This is a genomic window from Spirosoma jeollabukense, from assembly GCF_054777855.1.
This window is the reverse complement of sequence record NZ_BAAHAD010000019.1, coordinates 16,757-39,335: the sequence shown is the minus strand read 5'-3', so window position 1 is coordinate 39,335 and position 22,579 is coordinate 16,757. Positions and strand designations below refer to the sequence as shown.

The 22,579-nt window shown below is 49.8% G+C and carries 17 protein-coding genes; 11 read left to right on the top strand and 6 right to left on the bottom strand.

Annotated features, from left to right (window positions below; genetic code table 11):
- Positions 1 to 33 precede the first annotated feature (33 nt).
- Together ACYVEA_RS33095 and ACYVEA_RS33090 are read left to right on the top strand one after the other, a co-directional pair.
- A complete protein-coding gene (locus ACYVEA_RS33095; RefSeq protein WP_461117658.1) occupies positions 34 to 966 on the top strand; it encodes a sugar phosphate isomerase/epimerase family protein in 933 nt (310 codons plus the stop codon).
- 408 nt (positions 967 to 1,374) lie between these two features.
- Positions 1,375 to 2,352, top strand: a complete 978-nt coding sequence (locus ACYVEA_RS33090) for a S41 family peptidase (RefSeq protein WP_461117657.1) — start codon at positions 1,375 to 1,377, stop codon at positions 2,350 to 2,352.
- Between the two features lie 50 nt (positions 2,353 to 2,402).
- Here ACYVEA_RS33090 and ACYVEA_RS33085 read toward each other — a convergent pair whose 3' ends face one another.
- Both ACYVEA_RS33085 and ACYVEA_RS33080 read right to left on the bottom strand, forming a co-directional pair.
- Entirely contained in the window at positions 2,403 to 2,876 is a 474-nt protein-coding gene (locus ACYVEA_RS33085; protein WP_093829412.1) for a Dps family protein, read from the bottom strand.
- A 137-nt stretch (positions 2,877 to 3,013) separates the two neighbouring features.
- Positions 3,014 to 4,045, bottom strand: coding sequence for a cupin domain-containing protein (locus ACYVEA_RS33080; protein WP_461117656.1), 1,032 nt, complete (start codon positions 4,043 to 4,045; stop codon positions 3,014 to 3,016).
- A gap of 252 nt (positions 4,046 to 4,297) precedes the next feature.
- Between ACYVEA_RS33080 and ACYVEA_RS33075 the strand changes: the two genes are divergently transcribed.
- The 4 genes from ACYVEA_RS33075 to ACYVEA_RS33060 all read left to right on the top strand — a co-directional run bounded on the left by ACYVEA_RS33075 (position 4,298) and on the right by ACYVEA_RS33060 (position 10,368).
- Entirely contained in the window at positions 4,298 to 4,699 is a 402-nt protein-coding gene (locus tag ACYVEA_RS33075) for a hypothetical protein (protein WP_461117655.1), read from the top strand.
- A gap of 201 nt (positions 4,700 to 4,900) precedes the next feature.
- Complete coding sequence (locus ACYVEA_RS33070; protein WP_461117654.1) at positions 4,901 to 6,151, top strand: TolC family protein; 1,251 nt, start codon at positions 4,901 to 4,903, stop codon at positions 6,149 to 6,151.
- Between the two features lie 8 nt (positions 6,152 to 6,159).
- Positions 6,160 to 7,245: an efflux RND transporter periplasmic adaptor subunit gene (locus ACYVEA_RS33065; RefSeq protein ID WP_461117653.1), complete on the top strand. Its 1,086-nt coding sequence runs from the start codon at positions 6,160 to 6,162 to the stop codon at positions 7,243 to 7,245.
- Between the two features lie 9 nt (positions 7,246 to 7,254).
- Positions 7,255 to 10,368: an efflux RND transporter permease subunit gene (locus ACYVEA_RS33060; RefSeq protein WP_461117652.1), complete on the top strand. Its 3,114-nt coding sequence runs from the start codon at positions 7,255 to 7,257 to the stop codon at positions 10,366 to 10,368.
- A 76-nt stretch (positions 10,369 to 10,444) separates the two neighbouring features.
- Here ACYVEA_RS33060 and ACYVEA_RS33055 read toward each other — a convergent pair whose 3' ends face one another.
- The 3 genes from ACYVEA_RS33055 to ACYVEA_RS33045 form a co-directional block, all read right to left on the bottom strand.
- A complete protein-coding gene (locus ACYVEA_RS33055) occupies positions 10,445 to 13,693 on the bottom strand; it encodes an efflux RND transporter permease subunit (protein ID WP_461117651.1) in 3,249 nt (1,082 codons plus the stop codon).
- A 108-nt stretch (positions 13,694 to 13,801) separates the two neighbouring features.
- Positions 13,802 to 14,965, bottom strand: coding sequence for an efflux RND transporter periplasmic adaptor subunit (locus ACYVEA_RS33050; RefSeq protein WP_461117650.1), 1,164 nt, complete (start codon positions 14,963 to 14,965; stop codon positions 13,802 to 13,804).
- Positions 14,966 to 15,052: 87 nt separating this feature from the next.
- Entirely contained in the window at positions 15,053 to 16,393 is a 1,341-nt protein-coding gene (locus ACYVEA_RS33045; RefSeq protein ID WP_461117649.1) for a TolC family protein, read from the bottom strand.
- 390 nt (positions 16,394 to 16,783) lie between these two features.
- Between ACYVEA_RS33045 and ACYVEA_RS33040 the strand changes: the two genes are divergently transcribed.
- From ACYVEA_RS33040 to ACYVEA_RS33025, 4 genes are all read left to right on the top strand, one after another.
- The gene (locus tag ACYVEA_RS33040; RefSeq protein WP_461117648.1) at positions 16,784 to 18,496 is read left to right on the top strand and encodes a glutamine--tRNA ligase/YqeY domain fusion protein; all 1,713 of its coding nucleotides are present in this window, start codon (positions 16,784 to 16,786) and stop codon (positions 18,494 to 18,496) included.
- 92 nt (positions 18,497 to 18,588) lie between these two features.
- A complete protein-coding gene (locus tag ACYVEA_RS33035) occupies positions 18,589 to 18,804 on the top strand; it encodes a DUF4926 domain-containing protein (protein WP_461117647.1) in 216 nt (71 codons plus the stop codon).
- Between the two features lie 316 nt (positions 18,805 to 19,120).
- The gene (locus ACYVEA_RS33030; RefSeq protein WP_461117646.1) at positions 19,121 to 19,327 is read left to right on the top strand and encodes a hypothetical protein; all 207 of its coding nucleotides are present in this window, start codon (positions 19,121 to 19,123) and stop codon (positions 19,325 to 19,327) included.
- Positions 19,327 to 19,737 (top strand): putative toxin-antitoxin system toxin component, PIN family, encoded by a 411-nt coding sequence (locus ACYVEA_RS33025; protein WP_461117645.1) that lies wholly within the window; start codon positions 19,327 to 19,329, stop codon positions 19,735 to 19,737. The genes ACYVEA_RS33030 and ACYVEA_RS33025 overlap by 1 nt, the downstream gene beginning before the upstream one ends.
- A 280-nt stretch (positions 19,738 to 20,017) precedes the next feature.
- Here the strand turns inward: ACYVEA_RS33025 and ACYVEA_RS33020 are convergent, their stop codons facing one another.
- Positions 20,018 to 20,530: a YybH family protein gene (locus ACYVEA_RS33020; RefSeq protein WP_461117644.1), complete on the bottom strand. Its 513-nt coding sequence runs from the start codon at positions 20,528 to 20,530 to the stop codon at positions 20,018 to 20,020.
- 147 nt (positions 20,531 to 20,677) lie between these two features.
- Between ACYVEA_RS33020 and ACYVEA_RS33015 the strand changes: the two genes are divergently transcribed.
- The gene (locus ACYVEA_RS33015) at positions 20,678 to 22,564 is read left to right on the top strand and encodes a family 16 glycoside hydrolase (protein WP_461117643.1); all 1,887 of its coding nucleotides are present in this window, start codon (positions 20,678 to 20,680) and stop codon (positions 22,562 to 22,564) included.
- Positions 22,565 to 22,579: the final 15 nt, after the last annotated feature.

The window sequence follows — 22,579 nt, the reverse complement described above, 5'->3', positions numbered from 1 at the left end:
GCTAAGCTGTATACTACGTGACGTTTGTACGCTATGGATACTTCACCGCCAGACCGAAGAACCTTTCTCAAAACGACGCTAGCCAGTCTACCCCTGGCGGCAATTGGCGAAACACCCGCTATCCAGCAAGTAGTGACTAGTCCGGCAAAAAGTCAGGCAAGCCATCTCCGGTTGAGCTGTAACCTCTATTCGTTCAATGAACCCCTCATGAACGGCCAGATGACCCTTGAACAGGTATTGACCTTTTGTGCAGAACTTGGCTTCGACGCCGTCGACCCAACGGCTTATTACTTCCCCAAATACCCGGCCGTGCCCGACGATAGTTACCTCTATCAAATTAAGCGGAAAGCGTTTCGGCTTGGCCTCGATATTAGTGGCACGGGCGTACGTAACGACTTTACCCTTCCCGACTCCGCCCGCCGAAAAGCCGAAGTTGAGTTAGTTAAAACCTGGACAGATGTGGCTGCCCGTTTGGGCGCACCCGTTATTCGGGTCTTCGCCGGTACCGGTAAAGAATTGGCAGCCGGTTATAACCGGGAGGAAGTCACTACATGGGTGGTTGATGCGATCCGTGACTGTACAGAATACGCAGCGAAACGGGGAGTTATGATTGTGGTGCAGAACCATGCCGATTTCATTCAAACGGCCGATCATGTTCTGGAAATCGTGCGTCGGGTAAATTCGGACTGGCTGGCGGTCAACCTTGATATTGGGAGCTTCAAACGGGGCGATCCGTACCCACAGATTTCCACCGTAGCCCCCCACGCAGCTACCTGGCAAATCAAAGAAAATCTGTTTGTCAACGGACAGGAAGTGCCCACCGATTTGACTAAAGTCATGCAAATTGTCCGCGAATCGGGCTACCGGGGCTATCTACCCATTGAAACCCTGGGCAAAGGTGACCCAAAGGTGAAAGTGCCTGCCTTTTATGAAAAAGTAAAAAAAGCGCTGCAGGCTACTGATTAAGGAAAGTTAACAAGGGTATATTCAGTTGTACCTAACGCACGACCAGATTAAAACCTCTGGGTTATTGCCCCAAGCAGTACTCCACTACGTTGCAGGCCAGAACGCCCCTGCTCAATTACGAGGGTATAAACTGACCTGACGATTAATCATTATTGACTTATAATACTTACCTGAGTAATTTATACTTAGAAAATAAGTTGCTCAGGTACGTTTACGTTTTGTTAAGACACACGCGGTTTTGAAGCTGGGGAAGGCGTTACTGAAAGCGAGTCAAACGGCCAGAAATTACCAGAGCCGCGCAGTTACCTAATTAAACCCACATTTAATTAGGTACTTTTAACTCACTGTCTGTTTTTCAGTTACGTATAGCGCTACCCACAAGCGACAGCTTAATCGAGAACCTGACCAATGGCTATTTTCAGAACGAAGACGCTTTCTTTAGTTGCACTGCTCCTGCTAAGTTACCTGATCAGTTGTAATCCAACGGATGGACCATCGGCCACATCCTCAGAAGCGCAGCTGTATGTTCAGGAGGTGGTCAATTACATGCAAAGCCATTCAATCAATCGGAAAAACCTTAACTGGACGACATTCAAACAGCAGGTAACGTCAAAAGCCCAGGGTGCCCGAAGCATTGCCGATACGTACCCAGCCATTAAGATGGCACTGACCTTGCTAGGCGATAACTATAGCACTTATATTACGTCAGACGGTACCATTATTAAAGGAGTTACTTCGTTAACCTGCACCGATAGCCCCCCAACAGATGTTACAACACACCCCGCTATCGGATATGTTAAAATCACTGGCTTTACGGGATCTGATGCTGAAGCGACCACCTTTGCCCAATCGATTCAGAGTAGCATCAAACAAAGGGATTCCGATTTTATTCGCGGCTGGATCGTTGATTTACGGGGCAATTCGGGGGGCAACATGTGGCCCATGCTGGCGGGTATTGGACCCATTTTAGGCGAAGGCGTGGTGGGTTATTTTATTGATCCAGAAGGCGCTACGTCTTCCTGGTCTTACCAGAAAGGCGTAGCCAAACTGGATCAGACAGACCGGGTAAAGATCGACAATCCTTATACCCTTCACACGGTTTCGCCCAGGGTCGCCGTGTTAACGGATCGGGCCACAGCCAGCTCAGGAGAAGCCATCGCCATCGCCTTTAAAGGCCGACCCGCTACCCGCAGTTTTGGCGTCAATACCTGTGGCGTGGCCACGGCCAATATCGATACTTTGCTCAGCGACGGTGCCCGGTTAACGCTAACACAATCCACAATGGCCGATCGTAGCAAACGGTTATATATTACATCCGTTCAACCCGATGAGGTTTTAGTCGGTGCCGCAGCCGTGGATAAAGCGATGAGCTGGCTTCTTCAGTAATTATCAGGGTAGTAAGCAACACCGGGTTTTAACCCGGTGTTGCTTACTTTTTATTTGGTATGCGCCCGTAGCATCCAGGCAATTTTTTCGTGCGTTTCCATCAGGCCGGTAATGAAATCGCTCGTACCTGCATCCTTGTGTGCATCGGCAAACTCGTCGATATTTCCGCGGATAAATTCAATGATGCTTTCGTGATCACTCAGGAGTTTTTTGATCAGGCTAAGGCTGTCATTTCCATCTTCGTCCTGTTCGGTCAGGTGCGTCAGTTGCAGGAAGTTTTTCAGCGTAGCAGGTGCGTAATGATCCAGTTGACGGATACGCTCGGCGACACTATCCACAATCTCAGCTGATTGGTTGTATAATTCTTCAAAATAAAGGTGCACCGAGTGAAAGTCCTTGCCTTCCAGATTCCAGTGAGCATTGAGCGTTTTGGTGTAAAGCACAAATTCATCGGCTAATAATTTAGCCAGTTGATGCGCAACTACTTCCCGGTTTTCGGCAGAAATGCCAATGAGCGTTTTCATGAATGGTCTTTTTAAAAGGTGAAATGTATTGATTATAAATGCAGCAGTTTCTCCACTAATTCAGAGCCTGGCGTACCGAAATAAACCCCAAAGTTCGTCGCTAAAATTCCCCTTCGGGCGAAAGTAGAAAACCGTCTTTAGGGCACGACAAACAGTTTTCTGGAAGGTAACTTCCCGACCAGATCATCCGAAACTGAAAAATTACTCTTTAGAAGTGCTGCTGGATTTCCCGCCAGCCATTCGCTTAAATCAATTGCCTGATAATGGCCACTATTAAACCCAATGAGGATCCGGCATACGTCAGTGCCGGTGTTTTTAATGTAATGCCCGGCGCCCATGGGGGCATAGCCCACGTCCCCAGCTTCAAATTGTTCCGTTACGGCTTCCCCTTCGGCCAGAAAAACGGTCATCTCTGCCGTTCCCGCTAGGTAATACTGCCATTCGTCGGCGTTTGGGTGCCAGTGCATTTCACGCAATGCACCGGGCTGTAGCTCAAGAATCGAGCCGGTCATGGTTGTACTAATGGGAAATTCGGTAGCTGTAACGATACGCTGCGTTCCTCCGCCGGGTGCCCGTCTGGGTTGCTGGGCAGCCAGTGGATAGCGATGCATACTGGTCAATTCCGGATACGTCCTTGTCGCCGAAATGGCCGAGTGGTCGTCGGGTACGTCCCCTAAAACGAAATAAGCTTCTTTTTTAGGCAGCCTGTCAACCTCCTCCAGGGAAATACCCAGGTTTTGCGCAACAATCTCGGCTGGAACACTGGCGATAAAATCAGTGACGCTGAAGGTGTGATCTTCGGAGAAATCCCCATTATCAAAAATGAGGATAAAATGACATTCGCCCGGCCCGATTCCCTGGATTGAGTGTCCATACCCTTTGGGGAAATACCACGTATCGCCCGGGCCAAATGTGTCGATATACGTTGTTCCATCTGGGTGAATAATTGTCGTTCGGCAATGACCAGCCAGTACGTAGGCCCACTCAGCGGCATTGGCATGCCAGTGTAATTCCCGCATCCCACCCGGTGCCAGCCGCATCGAAACGCCCGCAAGGCCAACAGATGCCGGAAAATCGCGTACCGATGCCCCACGGGTGATACCTCCCGGCCCTAACCGGGGTTCTTTTTTCTCTAACTGATACCGAAATCGTAAGGATTCTTCTGCCATATAAAAAGGGGTAACATTCGCTTTTTTCGGAAAAATCACGTTCGGGTGCCTATATACGAAAGAAAAACAAGTAATCCCACCGGTTGATCGTTTGCCCTTCACCAGCTTGCGTGACAGATGAGAGCCTGCTACAAACAAAAAAAATATATAATTTTGCACTTTTGACGCCTTAAAAATTGATTAAAACCAGGGACTAGCAAAGAAATCACTTGCCTAAGCAGCCGAATTCAGCTATACTTACAGGTAATTAGTATGAAAAAAACGAGTCCCTCTTCTTTCTACAGCCGATTGTTCTGCTTGTTGATGGCGTTGTATGTCCTCAACTTCAGTGTCGATCCGCCTGATGGTCATGTGCGTACAACCGTATATGGTCAGGAAGAAGAGAACTTGAGTGTCAACGAAATGGAAAGCGTTGGCGAATGGATTCTTGAGCACATCCTCGGCGTTACCAATGCCGTTCCTGAACATGATGAGTCTGACGAATTTGGAAAAGTAACCAAATCGTTCTTCTATTGGGTTTCCTCCAACAATTCCGTTGTGTTTCTGATGCTTCCAGTGGCCTATACTGTCGATTCAGCGACCTATAGTATTTGTTCCCTGACTTTCTCTACGTGTTATCCCGAAGTAATATCCCCCCCGCCCTGGCTTAGTTAAGCCGTTGCAAACATAAAAGACCTTTGAAACCACTCTGCTTCAGAGCAGGGGCCTGTGTCGTCTCCAAACGCTTTGGCTTGTAGGGCTTATTCTGTTTGAACTAGTCAGTTTCTCCGGCATTTATCTTAACACTACGTCCTGATTCGATTCAGGCTGTTATACAGCCTTGGTCAGGCCGTTGTATCCTGTGAATTTCGTATCATGAAAACATACCTGACTCTGGTTATTTTGCTTATCAGCAAGATGGCTGGGGCCCAAGATACCCTAACGCTGACCTTGCGGCAGGCGGATAGTTTATTTCTGCAACGGAACCTGCTGGCATTAGCCGGGCGGTTCCAGATCGAAGCCGCTCAGGCTCAGGTGATCCAGGCCGGGCTTTTCGATAATCCAACCGTTACGTTCGAGGTCAGTGCCTATAATTCGGAAGCGAAGCGTGTACTGGACGTTGGCGGACAGGGGCAAAAATTCCTGTCCATTCAACAACTGATTTACACGGCCGGGAAACGTAACAAACGTGTTGCGCTGGCGCAGGAAGCCAGTCGACTGACGGAATTTGAGTTTCGGGATTTGCTGCGGGGACTGCGCTTTGAACTACACAGCCGATTCTATGACGTGTATTTTCAGTCGAATACCGTTCGGCGGTATGATCAGCAAATTGCTACGTTGCAAACGACCGTTTCGGCCTTTGAGCGCGAATACGAGCGCAATAACGTATCACTCCGGGAACTGCTACGGCTACGGTCTCTGCTGTTTCAGCTCAGCAATGACCGGGTCGAAATTCGGCGGCAGCTGGCCGACGAACGGCAAATACTTCGCACGTTGCTGTCGACCAATCAGCCCCTTCGACCGCTGGCCAACGAAGCCGAACTGGATCGATACCGGCTCCCCACATTGTCGGTCGATTCGCTGCGTGACATAGCGCTCCGAAACCGGAGTGATGTCCGGGTTGCGGAATCGCTTACGAAACAGGCTGAATTGAATTATAATTTACAAAAAGCCTTGGCCAAGCCCGATTTGCGTGTGGGTGGCTCCTACGATCAGGCGGCCAGCTACATTCCAAATTACGTTGGGCTATCGGTGGCGGCCGACCTTCCGGTATTCAATCGCAACCAGGGAGCCATTCGGGCCGCCCGCAGCCAGATCAGCTACCAACAGCAGTTGGAACGACAGAAAACGCTGCAAATCACCAATGAAATCATAGCGACGTTGCAAAAAGTACGCGATGTGGAGCAGCTCTATCAATCGGTAGGCGGTCGATTTACGGAGGAGTTTGAACAGCTCAACCGGGGCCTGATCGACAATTTCCAGAAGCGCAATATTTCGTTACTGGAATTTATTGACCTCTTCGAAACCTACAACGAGAATGTCCGCGAATTAAACCGGCTGAAAGCCGATCGGGTCGGCGCCTACGAAGAATTCGACTACGTAACAGGCACCAGCCTCTTTAACTAATTATATCCATGAAAACCACATATTGGCCCATCGCGCTGCTGATTGGCCTGACTATAACGCTCTCCTGCGAAAAGAAAAAAGAGCCTCCTCAGAAGCAAGCTTTTACCCTCACAGACACCATGATGAGCCGGATTCGCCTGGAACCCGTTCAGACACAGTCCGTACGGAATCAACTGCGATTGGTAGGGAAAGTGGCCGCCGACGAAAACAAAGTTATCGAGGTCTTTCCGCTGGTCGGGGGCAATGTCGAAGACGTGTTCGTCGAATTGGGCGATTACGTTCAGCAGGGCCAGAGACTGGCCGTAATCCGTTCGGGTGAAATAGCGGACTACGAACGGCAGATGATTGAAGCGAAGGCTGATTTATTGCTGGCGCAGAAGAACCTGCGTGTGGCTGAGGAAATGAATCAGAGCAAACTTAATTCGCAGCGGGATGTGATCCAGGCGCAGAAACAGGTGGAGCAGGCCGAGGCTGAACTGGGTCGTGTGGAGGCCGTTTATCGGATTTACGGCGTGGGCAAATCAGCCAGCTACACCGTCAAAGCGCCCATTGCCGGGTTTGTAATCGAGAAGAAAATCAACCGCAATACCCAACTCCGTTCCGACAACGCCAATAACCTCTTCACCATCGGGCAAATCAGCGATGTACTGGTACTGGCCAGCGTAAACGAGAGCGACATCAATCGGGTACGCTTGGGTATGGATGCAACCATTCAGACGCTGACGTACCCGGATGAGCTGTTTCGGGGCAAAGTCGATAAGATTTATAACGTAATCGACGCCAGCACCAAAGCCATGACGGTACGTATCAAACTACCGAATAAAAAGCTGAAACTCAAGCCCGAAATGCACGCTACGGTGATGCTCAATTTCGAGGAAGGCGGTCAGATGGCAACGATTCCGGCGGGTGCGATCATTTTCGACAAGAGCAAAAGTTACGTGATGGTTTTCCACGATCGGAAGCATATCGATACCCGCGAAGTGCAGGTATATCGCTCGCTGGGTGACGTAGCGTACATAAGCCGAGGTATAAAACCAGGCGAGCAGGTAATCACGCAGAATCAGTTACTGGTGTATGACGCCCTCAATGACTAACTCAACCGTATGAACAGTTTCATAAAAGCGATTCTGACCTTTTCACTCAAGAATCGCTTCTTTACATTTTTCCTGGTAGCTATCCTCGCCATCGCTGGATTTATCAGCTACCTCAACACGCCCATTGAGGCCTTTCCCGACGTAACGAATACCCAGATTATCGTAGTAACAGAGTGGAATGGCCGGAGTGCCGAAGAAATTGAGCGGTTTGTGACCGTTCCAATTGAAGTGGCCATGAACTCGGTACAACGCAAAACCAATGTGCGTTCCATTACGATGTTCGGTTTGTCGGTGATGAAGATCATTTTTGAAGACAATGTCGATGATTTTTTTGCCCGGCAGCAGGTGAATAACCAGTTGCGTACCGTTACGTTGCCGGATGGCGTCGAACCGGATATTCAGCCGCCTTACGGCCCTACGGGTGAGATTTTTCGTTACACCCTGCAAAGCCCCGACCGCGACACCCGCGAATTGCTCACCCTCCAGAACTGGGTGATTGACCGGCAGTTGCGGACGGTACCGGGGGTGGCTGATATTGTGGCATTTGGTGGCCGGGAGAAGATGTACGAAGTGAGCGTCAATCCGGTTCAGTTGCAGAAATACGACATTACGCCACTGGAAGTTTTCAAAGCCATTACGGAGAATAACCTGAATGTTGGGGGCGATGTGATCGAGAAAAACGGCCAGTCCTACGTCGTGCGGGGCATCGGGCTGGTGACCAGTATTGCCGACATCGAAAGTGTGATCATTGAGGATAACAACGGGGTTCCGGTACTCGTAAAGAACGTAGCCCAGGTGATAGAATCGCAGTTGCCGCGCGTAGGTCAGGTTGGTCTGGACAAGAGCGATGACGTAGTGGAAGGGATTATCGTGATGCGGAAAAACGAAAACCCCAGCGAAGTACTCGCTCGTGTGAAAGCTAAAATTGCGGAGCTGAACGAAAAAGTACTGCCGCCCGATGTAAAGATGGTTACCTTTTACGACCGCGACAATCTGATGAAATACTGTACCGATACGGTATTGCACAACCTGGCTGAAGGAATTTTGCTGGTCACGATCATCGTTTTCCTGTTCATGGCCGATTGGCGTACTACGTTGATCGTTTCCATCATTATTCCATTAGCGCTGCTGTTTGCTTTTTTGTGTCTGCGCTTGCGTGGTATGTCGGCCAATCTGCTTTCGATGGGCGCTGTTGATTTCGGGATCATCATCGACGGCGCAGTAGTGATGGTGGAAGGTATTTTTGTTGCCCTCGACCACAAAGCCCACAAAGTCGGGATGGAAAAGTTCAACAAGCTCTCGAAGCTGGGATTGATTCGAAAAACCGGCACCGAAATGGGCAAAGCGGTCTTTTTCTCCAAGCTGATCATCATCACCGCCCTGATTCCTATTTTCTCCTTCCAGAAAGTAGAAGGCAAAATGTTCGCTCCACTGGCCTGGACACTGGGCTTTGCGCTGCTGGGTGCGTTGCTGTTTACGCTGACGCTGGTACCCGTAATGTGTGCGATTCTGCTGAACAAGAACGTGCGGGAGAAAAAGAATCCGGTTGTCAATTTCTTCGATAAGGCCGTGAGCCGGGGGTTTGCCTGGACGTATAAACACCAGCGTATTAGCCTGCTGGCATCGGTCCTGTTCATGGGTGCTACGTTTGCTTCCGCTACGTTGCTCGGCACCGAATTTTTACCCCAATTAAACGAAGGCGCGTTGTGGGTAGAAGCCAAATTGCCCATGAGCAGTTCGCTGAACGAAACCGTGAAGATGGTCAGCACCTTACGGGATAAACTCCGAACATTTCCTGAAGTGAACGGCGTACTCTCCCAAACGGGCCGATCCAACGACGGCACCGATCCGTCGGGCTTCTACTACGTTCAGATGCAGGTGAATCTCAAACCCAAAAGCGAGTGGACGCGCAAGATTTCCGTCGACGAGCTTATCGAGGAAATGGACACCAAACTAAAGAATTTCCAGGGCATCAATTACAACTATTCGCAACCCATTATCGACAACGTGGCGGAGGCCGTGGCAGGCATGAATGCCAGTAATGCGGTCAAGATTTTCGGGAGTGATCTGAGCGAACTGGACAAATACGCCGATGCTATTATTAGCGCCATTCGCGACGTACCTGGCGTGAAAGATGTGGGTATTCTACGAAACATCGGCCAGCCCGAGATGAGTATCCGGGTCGACAAGCAGCGGATGGCGTTGTATGGCGTTACGGTTGGCGAAGCCCAGGCGGTTATCGAAATGGCCATCGGCGGCAAAACGGCGTCCCAGTTGTATGAAGGAGAGCGCAAGTTCGACATTCGGGTACGTTACCAGCCTGAGTACCGCAAAAACGAGGAGGACATTAAACTGCTCATGGTGCCCACGATTCGGGGCAATAAAATTCCACTCAAAGAAATCGCGTCCATCGAAACCGTAACGGGTCCGGCTTTCGTGTATCGCGATAAAAACAAGCGGTTTATTGGGGTGAAATTCTCCGTTCGGGAGCGCGATTTGGGCAGTACCATTGCCGAAGCGCAAGCCCGCGTGAATGAAGTCGTGAACCTGGAGCGTGGCTATGAAATTGAGTGGACCGGCGAATTTGAAAACCAGATTCGGGCAACAAAACAGTTGAGTCAGGTGGTTCCGATTTGCCTGCTGGCCGTGTTTGTGCTGTTGTTCATTACGTTCGGCAACGCGAAAGATGCAGGACTTGTGTTGCTCAACGTGCCGTTCGCGCTGATTGGCGGCATTTTAGCGCTACACCTGACCGGCACCATTTTTGGCATTTCGGCGGGTGTTGGATTTATCGCACTGCTGGGTATTTGCGTGCAGAATGGCGTTATTCTGATCTCGGTTTTCAACAAGAACCTGAGCAATCGAATGTTGCTCGATGAAGCCGTTCGGGAAGGTGTTCAGTCGCGCACCAGACCCGTGGTGATGACGGCGCTCATGGCCGCGATTGGCTTATTACCGGCCGCCATTTCAACGGGCATCGGCTCCGAAACGCAAAAACCGCTGGCTATCGTCGTGATTGGTGGCCTGGTAACGGCTACGATATTAACGCTACTGATCTTTCCGATCATCTATCGTTTTTTCTACCGGCACACAACCCACCGACTCAGTGATTTGGATGCGTAATGGATAGATTTTGCTCCACACGGGCAATGAAAAGAAAAATCCCGCCAACATTCAGTATGTTGGCGGGATTTTTTTGTTACGCGTTTTTGACCTGTGCGCTACGTCCATCGCCATTCTGGCCATTGGCCAAAGCAGGCTGGTGTTCAAGTTTCGGATGCTCTTCCGGTTTTTCGTCCTTCTTCGCATTCTTCTTCAGCTCTTCCAATCCTTTCTTACCATAGGCCAGTCGGGTAATGCCTACGTACAATACAGGCACTACGAAAATCGCCAGCGACGTAGCGGCCAGCATACCACCAAGCACCGTCCGTCCGATGGTTGCTCGGGCAACGCCCCCGGCCCCACTCGCGAGTGCCAGCGGGAACACGCCCAGAATAAACGCCAGCGAGGTCATCAGAATCGGGCGAAGTCGCAGACTTACCGCTTCAATCGTCGATTCAAGCAAATCTTCGCCTTTGTCGACGCGTTCTTTCGCAAATTCAACGATCAGAATGGCGTTCTTGGCCGCCAGACCGATCAGCGTAATTAAACCGATCTGGGCATATACATTATTGGTCAGATACGGGAATATGATCAGGGCCGTAATAGCGCCCAACGCACCAATCGGTACCGATAACAAGACCGAGAACGGTACCGACCAGCTTTCATACAAGGCCGCCAGGAACAGAAATACAAAGCCGATCGACAGCATAAAAATGTAAATCGACGTACCACCCGCGTTGATTTCCTCGCGACTCAAGCCCCCAAAATCGTAGGCATACCCTGCCGGCAGCACTTTAGCGGCTACTTCCTGCAACGCTTCATTGGCCTGACTGCTACTGTAACCCGGCTTCGTGCTGCCGTTCAACTCAACGGAGCGGAACAGGTTAAAGTGGGAAATCAGCGGTGCGTTTTCAATGACACTGGTTTTGATAACCGTACTAATTGGCACCAGTTGGCCTGCTCCGTTGCGCACGTAATATTGATTTAGCGCTTTAATATCAGTCCGGTACATGGTATCGGCCTGGGCCACCACCCGGAATTTACGGCCGTAAATGATGAAGTCGTTGACGTACTGACTACCCAGCAATGTCTGCATGGTGGTGTAAACATCACTAACGGATATACCCAGTTTTTTACATTTATCACGGTCTACATCAACCCGGTATGCGGGTGATTTTGCGGTAAAATACGTAAAGGCTCTACCTATTTCTGGACGTTTGTTGGCTTCGGCCAGAAAGTTTTGTACTACGTTATCGAAGGCTGCTACATCATCGTTGGTTTCGCGTTGCTGAATCTCAAACGTAAAACCCGACGACTGACCCAGCCCCGGAATTGCCGGGGGTTGCAATACCTGAGGGCGTGCATCGTTCAGGCCCGCCAGCGCCTTTTGTATCTTGACGACCAGCGAGTCGGCCTGCATGTTACGTTCCTTTCGCTCATCCCAGGGTTTGAGCGACATGAATATTGTACCGCTGTTTGATTTCGATGCGAACGTAATGGCGTTCAACCCGCCTAAGGCAGCAAAGTGGTTAACATACGGTTGCGCTTTAAGAATCTCCATCATCTTGTTCAGAACAACAAGACTACGTGCCGTAGAAGCCGCTTCGGGAATTTCGTAGGTAACGATCAGCCGCCCTTCGTCTTCGGTTGGGATGAATCCCGTTGGTTTAGCCCGGAATAATAACCCGGTTCCGATGTAGACAACAACCAGCCCGACAATCACGAGCGGAGTGGCTTTTATGAGCCGCTGCACGCCATTTGAATAAGCGTTCGTAACCTTCTCGAACCACTGATTAAACTTATAGAAGAACTTATTTAATCCCTTCGCATTTTCGTCGATGTGCATCGGACGTAGCAGCAGTGTACACAGCGCGGGCGTCAGTGACAAGGCGACAAACGCGGAAATCAGTACCGAAACAGCAATGGTGATGGCAAACTGCTGGTACAATCGACCGACAATCCCCGGAATAAAACCAACCGGCACGAACACAGCGGCAAGAATCAGGGCAATGGCGATAACCGGCGCCGAAATCTCCCGCATGGCCTCTTTCGTAGCCTCTTTGGGTGATAGTCCTTTGTCGATATTCACCTGCACAGCCTCTACCACCACAATCGCATCATCGACCACAATACCGATGGCAAGAACGAACGCAAAAAGTGTCAGGGTGTTAATCGTAAAGCCAAGCGGCACAAACAGCGCGAACGTACCAACGATAGACACCGGAATAGCCAGCAACGTGATGAGGGTAGCCCGCCAGCTTTGCAGGAATAAAAACACAACCAGGATAACCAGCACCAGCGCTTCGAGCAGCGTTTCGACTACTTCGGAAATTGACACCTGGATAACCGAAACCGACTCGAACGGCACTACGTATTCAATGTCTTTCGGGAAGGTCTTTTTCAGCTTATCCATCGCATCATACACGCCTTTGGCCGTTGCAAGGGCGTTACTGCCCGGCAACTGATACACAAGCAGATAGGATGCCCGTTTACCATCGACAAACGAGTTGCTGGCGTAGGAGAACTTACCCAGCTGCACCCGGGCTACGTCGGCCAGATAGACCAGCGACCCCTTGCTGGGATCACTGCGGACGATGATCTTTCTGAAATCGTCTTCCTTGCTGAGTCGGCTGTTAGTAAAGACTGAATACTCGAATGCCTGTGAGGCCGGTTGTGGTGCTGCCCCTACCGACCCACCAGCGACTTGTAAATTCTGCTCCTGAAGGGCGTTTACTACGTCTGTTGGTGTCATGCCCAGTTGCGCCAGCCGGTCGGGTTTGAGCCAGATCCGCATACTGAAATCATCGGCGCGGCTGAAAATATCGCCTACGCCCGGCACCCGCAACAGCGCGTCGCGGATATAAATGTTGGTGTAGTTATCCATGAACGACACGTTGTGCGTGCCATTCGGCGAATAAATGGCCACGAGCATAAACAACGACGGATTCCGCTTCCTAACCACAACGCCAAGGCGCGTAACCTCCTGCGGTAACTGCGGCTGCGCGATACCGACCCGGTTCTGCACGTCCAGCGCGGCAATGTTTACGTCGGTACCGACTTTGAACGTAACGTTCATGGTCATCCGACCATCGTTGGTCGCATTGGTCTGAACATAGTCCATACCCGGCGTTCCGTTCACCTGGGTTTCAATGGGCGTCGCCACCGTCTGCTCCACCGTTTGGGCATCGGCACCGGTATACGTACCCGTCACCTGCACAACCGGGGGCGTAATGTCAGGATACTGGCTGACGGGTAAACTGAGCAAAGCCAGCACACCCAACACGACAATCACGATGGATGCGACGATGGCAGTAACCGGCCGATTTATAAATATTTCTGCGAACATACTTGTTGAGTTTGACGGTTACAGTTTACGGTATCTGGTTTACGGTTGACCAGCTCACAAATAGCTTACGCGTCAGCCAACCGTAAACCAGATACCATAAACTGTAACCTATTTTGCTGCCGTTTGCTTGTTACTGGAATCGGGTCTTGGGCCGCCCGATTGGCCGGGTTGGCTAACGCGAACTTTAGCGCCTTCACGAATTTTCTGAGTGCCTTCTGTCACAACCATATCACCTTCTTTGATACCCTCTTTTACGATAACTTTATCGTTGATTCGTGCGCCCAGTGTCACCTTCTTCTGAGATACCTTGCTGCTATCGCCAACGACAAATACAAAATACTCGCTCATCTGCTCAGTCACCGCCTGATACGGAATCAACAACTGCGGCTGGCCCGTGGTATTTTTCACACGAACATTCCCGTTTAGACCAGGCTTCAGTTGCTTATCCGGATTGGGGAAAGCGACCCGGACGCGTAACGTACCGGTTTGTGGATCGACGGCGCGGTCAATGATACGTACTGTACCAGGATATTTATACTGACTCCCATCGGGTTGAATCAATACTAATACCGAATCTCGACCCACATTTTTCTGGTTCTGCAATTTCAGAAAACGCGGAATCTCCGTTTCGTCAACCTGAAGATCGGCCGCAATTGGATTGTCCGACGAGATGGTATTGAGGGGCGTTGACCCCGGCGCTACAGCCGCCCCTAGCCGCACCTGCGAAATACCGATCGTACCGTCCAGTGGTGCATAAATTGTCGTGTATTTCAGGTTCGTTGCCACCTGCTGAATCGTCGCCTGAGAGGCTTCTACCTGCATTTTTGCCGCTTCCAACGTAGCATTGGCATTGTCGACCAATTGCTTGGCAACAGCGTCCTGTTCCGCCAGGGTATTGTAACGATTAGCGTCTTTCTGAGCGCGGTTCAGGTTTGCTTTCTGCACGTTCAGATTCGCTACGGCCTGATCGTACCCGGCGCGGTATTGCTGTGGATCAATCGTGTACAGCTTCTGCCCTTTGCTAACCCGCTGACCATCCTGAAAAAAGATACCCGTAATATTTCCAGCTACCTGCGGTTGAATCTCCACTTCAAGCAAAGCCGTTACCGTAGCTGGGAATTGATCATAGTAAACTGCACTTCCCTTCTCCGCCTTCACTGCCGAAACGGCTGTTGGTGGCGGTGGTGCTTGTTGCTGGTCATCCTTTTTGCCGCCACAGGCAGCGAGAAATAAGTTGGCCGTTACGAAAACGATACCGATGTATTTTTTCATTGTGTGTTGTATTCAATCAAACCCCAGACCGAGGCAACTCGTGTATATTTCTTATAAACTCATTCGGGGCTAAAACCCGACGATTCGTCAAAAACGAATTTCACCTAATGCACGCTGAACATCCAATTTGCTGATCAACACCTGATACAACGCATTGAATACGTTCAGGCGAGCCGTTCGCAGGTCGGCTTCGGCAATGGTAACGTCCAGATAGGTTTTTATACCGGATCGGTATTGCAGGTTGATAACCCGATAAACGTCTTCAGCCAATAACTGATTTTCGCGCAAGGCCAGATAATTAGCCAAATTACCTTTGTAGTTGGAAAGTGCCTGCGCATATTCAGCATCGACGGCACTGGTCAACGCACTCAAATCCCAGTTCAATCGCTGAACCTGTAATTCGGCAATTTTCGTCTGCTGAATGCGTCGCCCACCCTGAAAAATGGGCAGAGCTAACGACAGCCCCATCAACGAATTAGGAAAGCTCTGGCTGTACAATTGTCCGAAAGCGTTGTTCTGAAAGAGCAGGTTGTAATTGGCAAAGGCCCCTACCGTTGGCAGATAAGCCCATCGCTGGTAACGCACGTTGGCCGCCAGTAACTGGCCCTGCGTTTGCAAAAGCTGATATTCGATACGGCGTTGTGGATTCACCAGCAAGGTCGTGTCCAGAGAAACTTCGTTAAATAATTGAAGCGTATCATAACTCACGTTGAGCACCATGTTTGGCGGATACCCCATCAACTGCTTAAGCGTCTGAACTTTGGCACCTACCTGATCGCGAAATTGCTTCTGCTGGGCACGGGAATTATTAAGCGCAATTTTGGCTCGTTGCGGGTCCGTTTTATCGACAATCCCTCCCTGATACTGGTTCGTGGCGTCCTGTAAGCTACGCTGCAAGCGGGTAATGTCTTCACTCAGGATGTCAACCTGCCGCTGGGTTAGAATGACGTCGTAAAAGGCTTTGCTGACATTGACCACTACGTCGATCTTATTACGTACCGTCACTTGAGTCGCCTGCGCCCGATACGCATCAGCCGTTCGGCTCGCCAGCAACAGGTCCCGGCTAAAAATGCTTTGGGTTAATGAAAGGGACGCTGTCGAGGTGTTTTTGGCACCGATTGTCCGGGGAACGCTTTCACCGGTCGTTGGATCGGGGAAAATCGTAGTAGGCAATTTAAGGTTATGGATAAGATTATACCCAGCCGACAGTTGCGGATACCAGGCCGCCAGCGAACTTTGAACCGTACGTTCGGCAACTTCTTGATCAATAAGGGATTGACGGATAACGGGTTGATGACTTAGTGCATACTGAACGCAATCCGTCAGGTATGCCTGTTTTGCCAGTGAATCAGACGTCTTTTGCGCAAACCCCAAATGCCCAAACACGCTAAAAAACCCAACAAGTAATGTAAACCAACTCTTCTTCATAAGACAGTGAGGTGCAATAATACACGGCGACAACATTAGTCAACAACGTGTACTATCTAACAACTATTTCCGATTAGCGTTTTGTTCGTTTACAACCAATAATTTAACGGCCATCCATCAGTTGCCTAAGTAATAATCCGGAGGTTCTAAGCATAAATTAACTAAAGGAAACCACTTGATACACAGGCAATTTACACGAAATGTCAGTTAATCGAATCGTAACAGCGAACGCACTACATTTGTTATAAGTAAGTAGTGGAAGCGGTAAAACGTAGCTTATCAACAGGAATTCCTCAGCTACCCTTTCATTTCAGAACAACTCGCTCTCCGGTTTGTCAAACCCACTCAAAGGCCGTAATTTCGGGGCTTTATCAGTAGCGATTAAGCGACATGACCGAAGCACCCAAAGACTCCGACGAACGTACATCAGGCGAAAAGTCTCTCAACTTCATTGAACAAATTGTAGAAGAGGATATTGAATCCGGCAAAAACGGTGGGCGAATTCATACGCGTTTTCCACCCGAGCCGAACGGTTATCTGCACATTGGCCACGCCAAATCGATTTGCCTCAATTTTGGACTCGCCGATAAATACGGCGGACAAACCAATCTACGGTTCGACGATACAAATCCGGTTACGGAAGATACCGAATACGTAGATTCCATCAAGAATGACGTTCACTGGCTCGGCTTCGACTGGGAGAATGAGTTTTATGCATCCGATTATTTCGACCAGATTTACCAGTTCGCCGAAACCCTGATTTCGAAAGGGCTGGCGTATGTGGATGATTCAACTTCGGAAGAGATAGCAGCTCAAAAAGGCACGCCAACCGAACCCGGCCGGATGAGTCAATACCGCGACCGGAGCGTAGACGAAAACCTCGATCTGTTCCGGCGCATGAAAGCGGGCGACTATCCCGACGGCGCCAAAGTGCTACGTGCCAAAGTCGATATGGCGTCCCCGAACATGCAACTTCGCGATCCGATCATCTACCGCATCAAGCACGCGCATCACCACCGCACCGGGGATACATGGTGCATCTACCCGATGTACGATTTCGCGCATGGGCAGTCGGACGCCATTGAGCACATTACGCACTCGCTCTGTACGCTGGAATTTGAAGTACACCGTCCGCTGTATGAGTGGTTTATCGACAAGCTGAACATTTTCCCTTCCCGCCAGATTGAATTTGCGCGGCTCAACCTGACGTATACGGTCATGAGCAAGCGGAAACTCAAGCAGCTGGTGGAAGAAGGGCATGTGAGCGGTTGGGACGATCCCCGGATGCCAACCATTGCCGGTATCCGTCGGCGCGGCTACACACCCGCCAGCATCCGCGAATTTGCCGACCGCATTGGGATCGCTAAGCGCGATAACCTGATCGACGTGGGTTTGCTGGAGTTTTGCATCCGCGAAGAGCTGAACAGAACGACCCACCGCGTGATGGCCGTTCTGGACGAAAAGCCACTTAAACTCGTCATCACGAACTACGAAGTGGGCCGTGAGGAAATCATGCGGATTGAAAACAGTCCCGAAGACCCAACAGCAGGAGAACGCGACGTACCGTTCAGCCGCGAGGTATACATCGAGCGTGACGACTTCCTGGAAAACCCACCGAAGAAATTCTTCCGGTTGTTTCCGGGTGGCATGGTACGGCTGAAAGGTGCGTACATTATCAAGTGTGACGAAGTCGTGAAAGACAACGCGGGTGAGATTATCGAGTTACGCTGTACTTACCTCCCTGAAACCAGGAGCGGCTCCGATACGTCGGGTATGAGCGTGAAAGGCACGATTCACTGGGTATCCGTCCCGCACGCGGTAGAAGCTGAAGTCCGTCTTTACGACCGACTGTTCTCCGTCGAGAACCCGGCCGCCGACGAGCGCGATTTCAAAGAGTTGCTTAACCCCAATTCGCTGAGCGTAGTACGTGCCTTTGTCGAACCGGCGCTGGTAGAAGCGGCCCGGTCTGGTGCGCAAAGCAACTTCCAGTTCATGCGCAAAGGCTACTTCATCCTCGACCAAGATTCTACGGCTGACAAGCCCGTTTTCAACCGGACCGTTACATTGAAAGATTCGTTTGCGAAGGAAGTGAAGAAGGGGTGATGATACGTAGTTGTTGTCCTTCCGACGCAGGAAGAGTCCGAAGATTTTTCCTGCGTCGGAAGGACAAACGGTTTTAGTTTATATCGCGGATTATGGACAAACTTCATCTGCACGATTTAGCAGCTCTTACAACCCCATTGCCGAATTACAATCTACGTCGAGGAGAAATAGGGGTAATTGTTGACATTGGTCCGAACGAAAACTATCTACTTGAATTTATCGGCAAAGACGGAGCACCCTATGCTACACCCACTGTTTCGGCGGCTCAATTGATGAAGGTTTATTTGCAGGCTGATATGGTTGAGTAAATTTAAAAAAGCTGAATCCAAAGAAAAAACGTCTGAATTTATCTGAGCTCTCAACCTTTACTTATATTCAGGTAGATTCAGACGTAATTGTTTTTAGCTTTAGTAATTGTTACGACTGGTTTGTAAAAGTTTTTGGGGAAGTCTTTAAGAAATCATTACTCGCATAACCTTTCTCCATAAATTCAGTATATCAACAACATTCCGCATACGGTAAAGAATATTGGTGGGCTAAGACACGATAAGATATCCTGGCGGCTGCGGTGAAGTTGATTTGGGACTTCACATCCAGCAAATCTTTGTTATCTTTATAAAAGCTATGACAACATTACAAATTCCTGTACCGGACTCAACCGCCCAACAGTACCAGAAGCTGTCTGCCGAGCAGAAGAATGTACTTGCTATTCTTATTGCTGATAGTCTTACTGAAACAACTGATGTGTTAGACGTAATGGATTACATAAGCTTTAAAGCGGCTAAACGCGGCCTGACGCCAGATATTCTTAATGAGTTGTTAGTTGATTGATGTCACCCGCTATAGTCTTCGATACAAACGGGTTGGTAAGTGCGGCTTTACTAGCGCGGTCAGTAAGCAGGCTGGCCTTTGATAAAGCGTACCAGCAATGTCGACTTCTAACATCTACGGCCTGTTTAGATGAATTAAGCGACGTATTACACAGGCCAAAGTTCGCTAAGTATATTACCCCATTCGAGGCCAGTTTATTCATCAATCGCTACGCACTAGTGGCACATATTGTCCCAATAACACTGCGTATAACCGACTGTCGGGACGTAAAGGATAATAAATTTCTGGAAGTTGCGGTTTATGGTGAAGCGTCTTACCTGATAAGTGGTGACCTGGACTTACGTATTTTACATCCGTATAGGTCCATTCCAATTATTACGCCAAATGACTTTCTCGGATTAACTTTATAGCTTAAAGATTCCTTGTTATACGCTGATTCACCCATGCCTCCCATCTACAAATCCAGCCACTTCGACGATATTCCGGCATACGATAAAGAATATTGGTAGGCCAAAACACCACAGGAACGGTTGGTAGCTGCGCTGAAACTTATTCACCGGGCTAAAGCGATTTATTACTCAAATCCCGAAAACCCATCGCTCGGCAATGGAGGACAAGTACTTAAATCAAGCACGCCGATCGAGCGGAGTCAGAAAATAGGGCGTATTCCAAACGTATAGATTTCTACGCTCACTTCCCGCAAGCCGCGCTTCCTGTACAGGCTAAACTCACGAATAGTTCGGAACGGATTTTCCAGCCCACGTCGGTTTTGCGCCACATGGATAGATACGTACCGGTTATGGTTTGAATGCCGTCGGGACGCTGGAAACGGCCAGCCCAGTGTCCATGCTCGGCCGCCAGGGGACTCGACGTACTGATCTGGATGCTATCTGTCGTGCGGACGTACCCGAGAAACGTAGCGTCTTTGAATTGGGGGGCCACAGATGCCAGCACCGAATCCCGACTCGATACGTGTGAACCACTTCCCCGCGTTACCTCAATATCAGGCAGCATGGTCTGTCCAAAGGCAGTGAGATCATGGGCCTGAATAGCCTGATTCGACTGCGCCCGCAAGGTTCGAATAGCCATCTCGTCTGTTGTTCCTGAGCCTTGCTGCCTGGGTAGTTTCTGAGCCTGGGAGACCAGCGGCATCAGCACCGCAAATAGGACAACAACTAAATCAGTACGTAGTGATTTCTTCATTGGCGGAAGATAGCGCAGGTTTTATAGTATGGCAAAAACAGAAAGTATTCCACACCCATATTTTCACGCGCTCTTCAGTTTCTTTTTGGGTAGGTAACGTAGTAAAACTTAACTTTGAGGTAGAAAAATCCTTTTTATTTACTGTTTATGCAACGTCCTGTCTGTTGGTCTCTTTTGTGCCTGCTACTCTATGCATTTAGTGTATCGGCACAAACCAATGAATTACCCTACGCAACGCTCAACCTTCAGAATCTCAACGACTTTAAGCCTACTGGGGGCAATTGGAAAATCGTTGGCGATGTCTTCTACGACATTAACAAAGATGGCAAAGCAAGTACCAAACCAGGAACCGGCATTCTGGTAAACGATCTTTCGGGAAAGAGCAAAGATCAGTTGTTCACCAAAATGGAACACGGTGATATGGAACTCGAACTGGATTTCATGATGGAGAAAGGCTCCAACTCAGGCATTTATCTGCAAAGCCGTTATGAAATCCAACTCTTTGATAGCTGGGGCGTAAAAGATCCAAAGTCCGTGGATTGTGGGTCCATTTATGAACGCTGGGACGAAAGCCGTCCCGAAGGCCGCAAAGGTTATGAAGGTCATCCGCCCGCGCAGAATGTCAGCAAAGCACCGGGTCTTTGGCAGCACTTTAAAATTGTATTCCGGGCACCGCGCTTCAACGAAAAAGGGGAGAAAATCGCCAATGCCAAATTCATCAAGGTGATTCAGAACGGCGTTACCATCCACGAGAACATTGAAGTAACGGGACCAACGCGGGCGGCTGCATTTCAGGATGAAAAACCTACTGGGCCGCTCATGATTCAGGGCGATCATGGTCCGGTAGCGATTCGAAACATTAAGTATAAATCCTATGGTATTGAGCCGGTTACCTTAACCAAACTGACACTGAAAGCCTATGACGGCAAATTCAAATCGGTGGACGATTTCAACGCGCTTACCCCGAAACGGGAAATGCCGATTGAGATTCTGGCCCATCAGGTGCCAGGCAGCCGGGATAATTTCGGCGGAAAAATTACCGGCACGATTCATATTCCCCGCGCCGGGCAATACCTGCTGAACCTAACGCTTCGCTTTATTCCAAATGAGACGCTGCCAACCAATCCGAATGGTGCAGGCGAGTTGTCCATTGCGGGTAAAAAATTATTGACCATCACCGGCAAGGACAACAATTTCGCGACGATTACTACGAATCTGGACGCGGGCGATTTTCCATTTGAGCTGGCCTATTATAAAAATTTCGGGTTCTGGTACGCCCGCAGTAATGACATCCTGCTAACGATTGAAGGTCCCGGCGTTCAATATACTGCGCTGAATCCGGTGATACGTATCGAAGAGGCCGTTAGCCCAATCACGGAAATAGCGACCAGTGAGCCGGTTATGCAACGGGGATTTGTGAATCACCACGGCATAAAGCATACGCATACCATTTCGGTTGGCGAACCCAACGACGCAAACTACACGGTCGACCTGCGCAAAGGTGAATTTCTGCAAATCTGGCGGGGTGATTTTCTGGATACGACACCCATGTGGCACGGTCGGGGTGAAACGCAGTTATCCGTTCCGCTGGGCAGCGTGATCGAGTTGCCAGGCAAGCCATCGCTTACGTTTCTGGCCGATCAAAATGCGGCCTGGCCCGACTCCAACGCTACGTATAACAACCTGGGCTACGACGTTGACAAAGCCGGTCGACCGGTTTTCAAGTATACGCTGGGTGGGGCAAGCGTGCGTGAGTCGCTGGCGTCAACGGACGATGGCAAGAAATTAGCGCATACGTTCACGGTCTCTCCGGGTTCAGAGACAAAAGAAATCTGGTGCCGGGTTGCTGAAGGCAAGGACATCACGGTGTTGCCAAATGGTTTATATGCGATTAACGACAAGCAGTATTTTATTGAGTTGCCGGGCACTGCGAAACCCGTTATCCGCAACACGGCGCAAAATATGAAGGAGATGTTGCTGCCGGTGAAAGCGACGAATAAGGTTGGCGTCATTTCTTACTCAATTGTCTGGTAAGGCTCAATTTTTGAA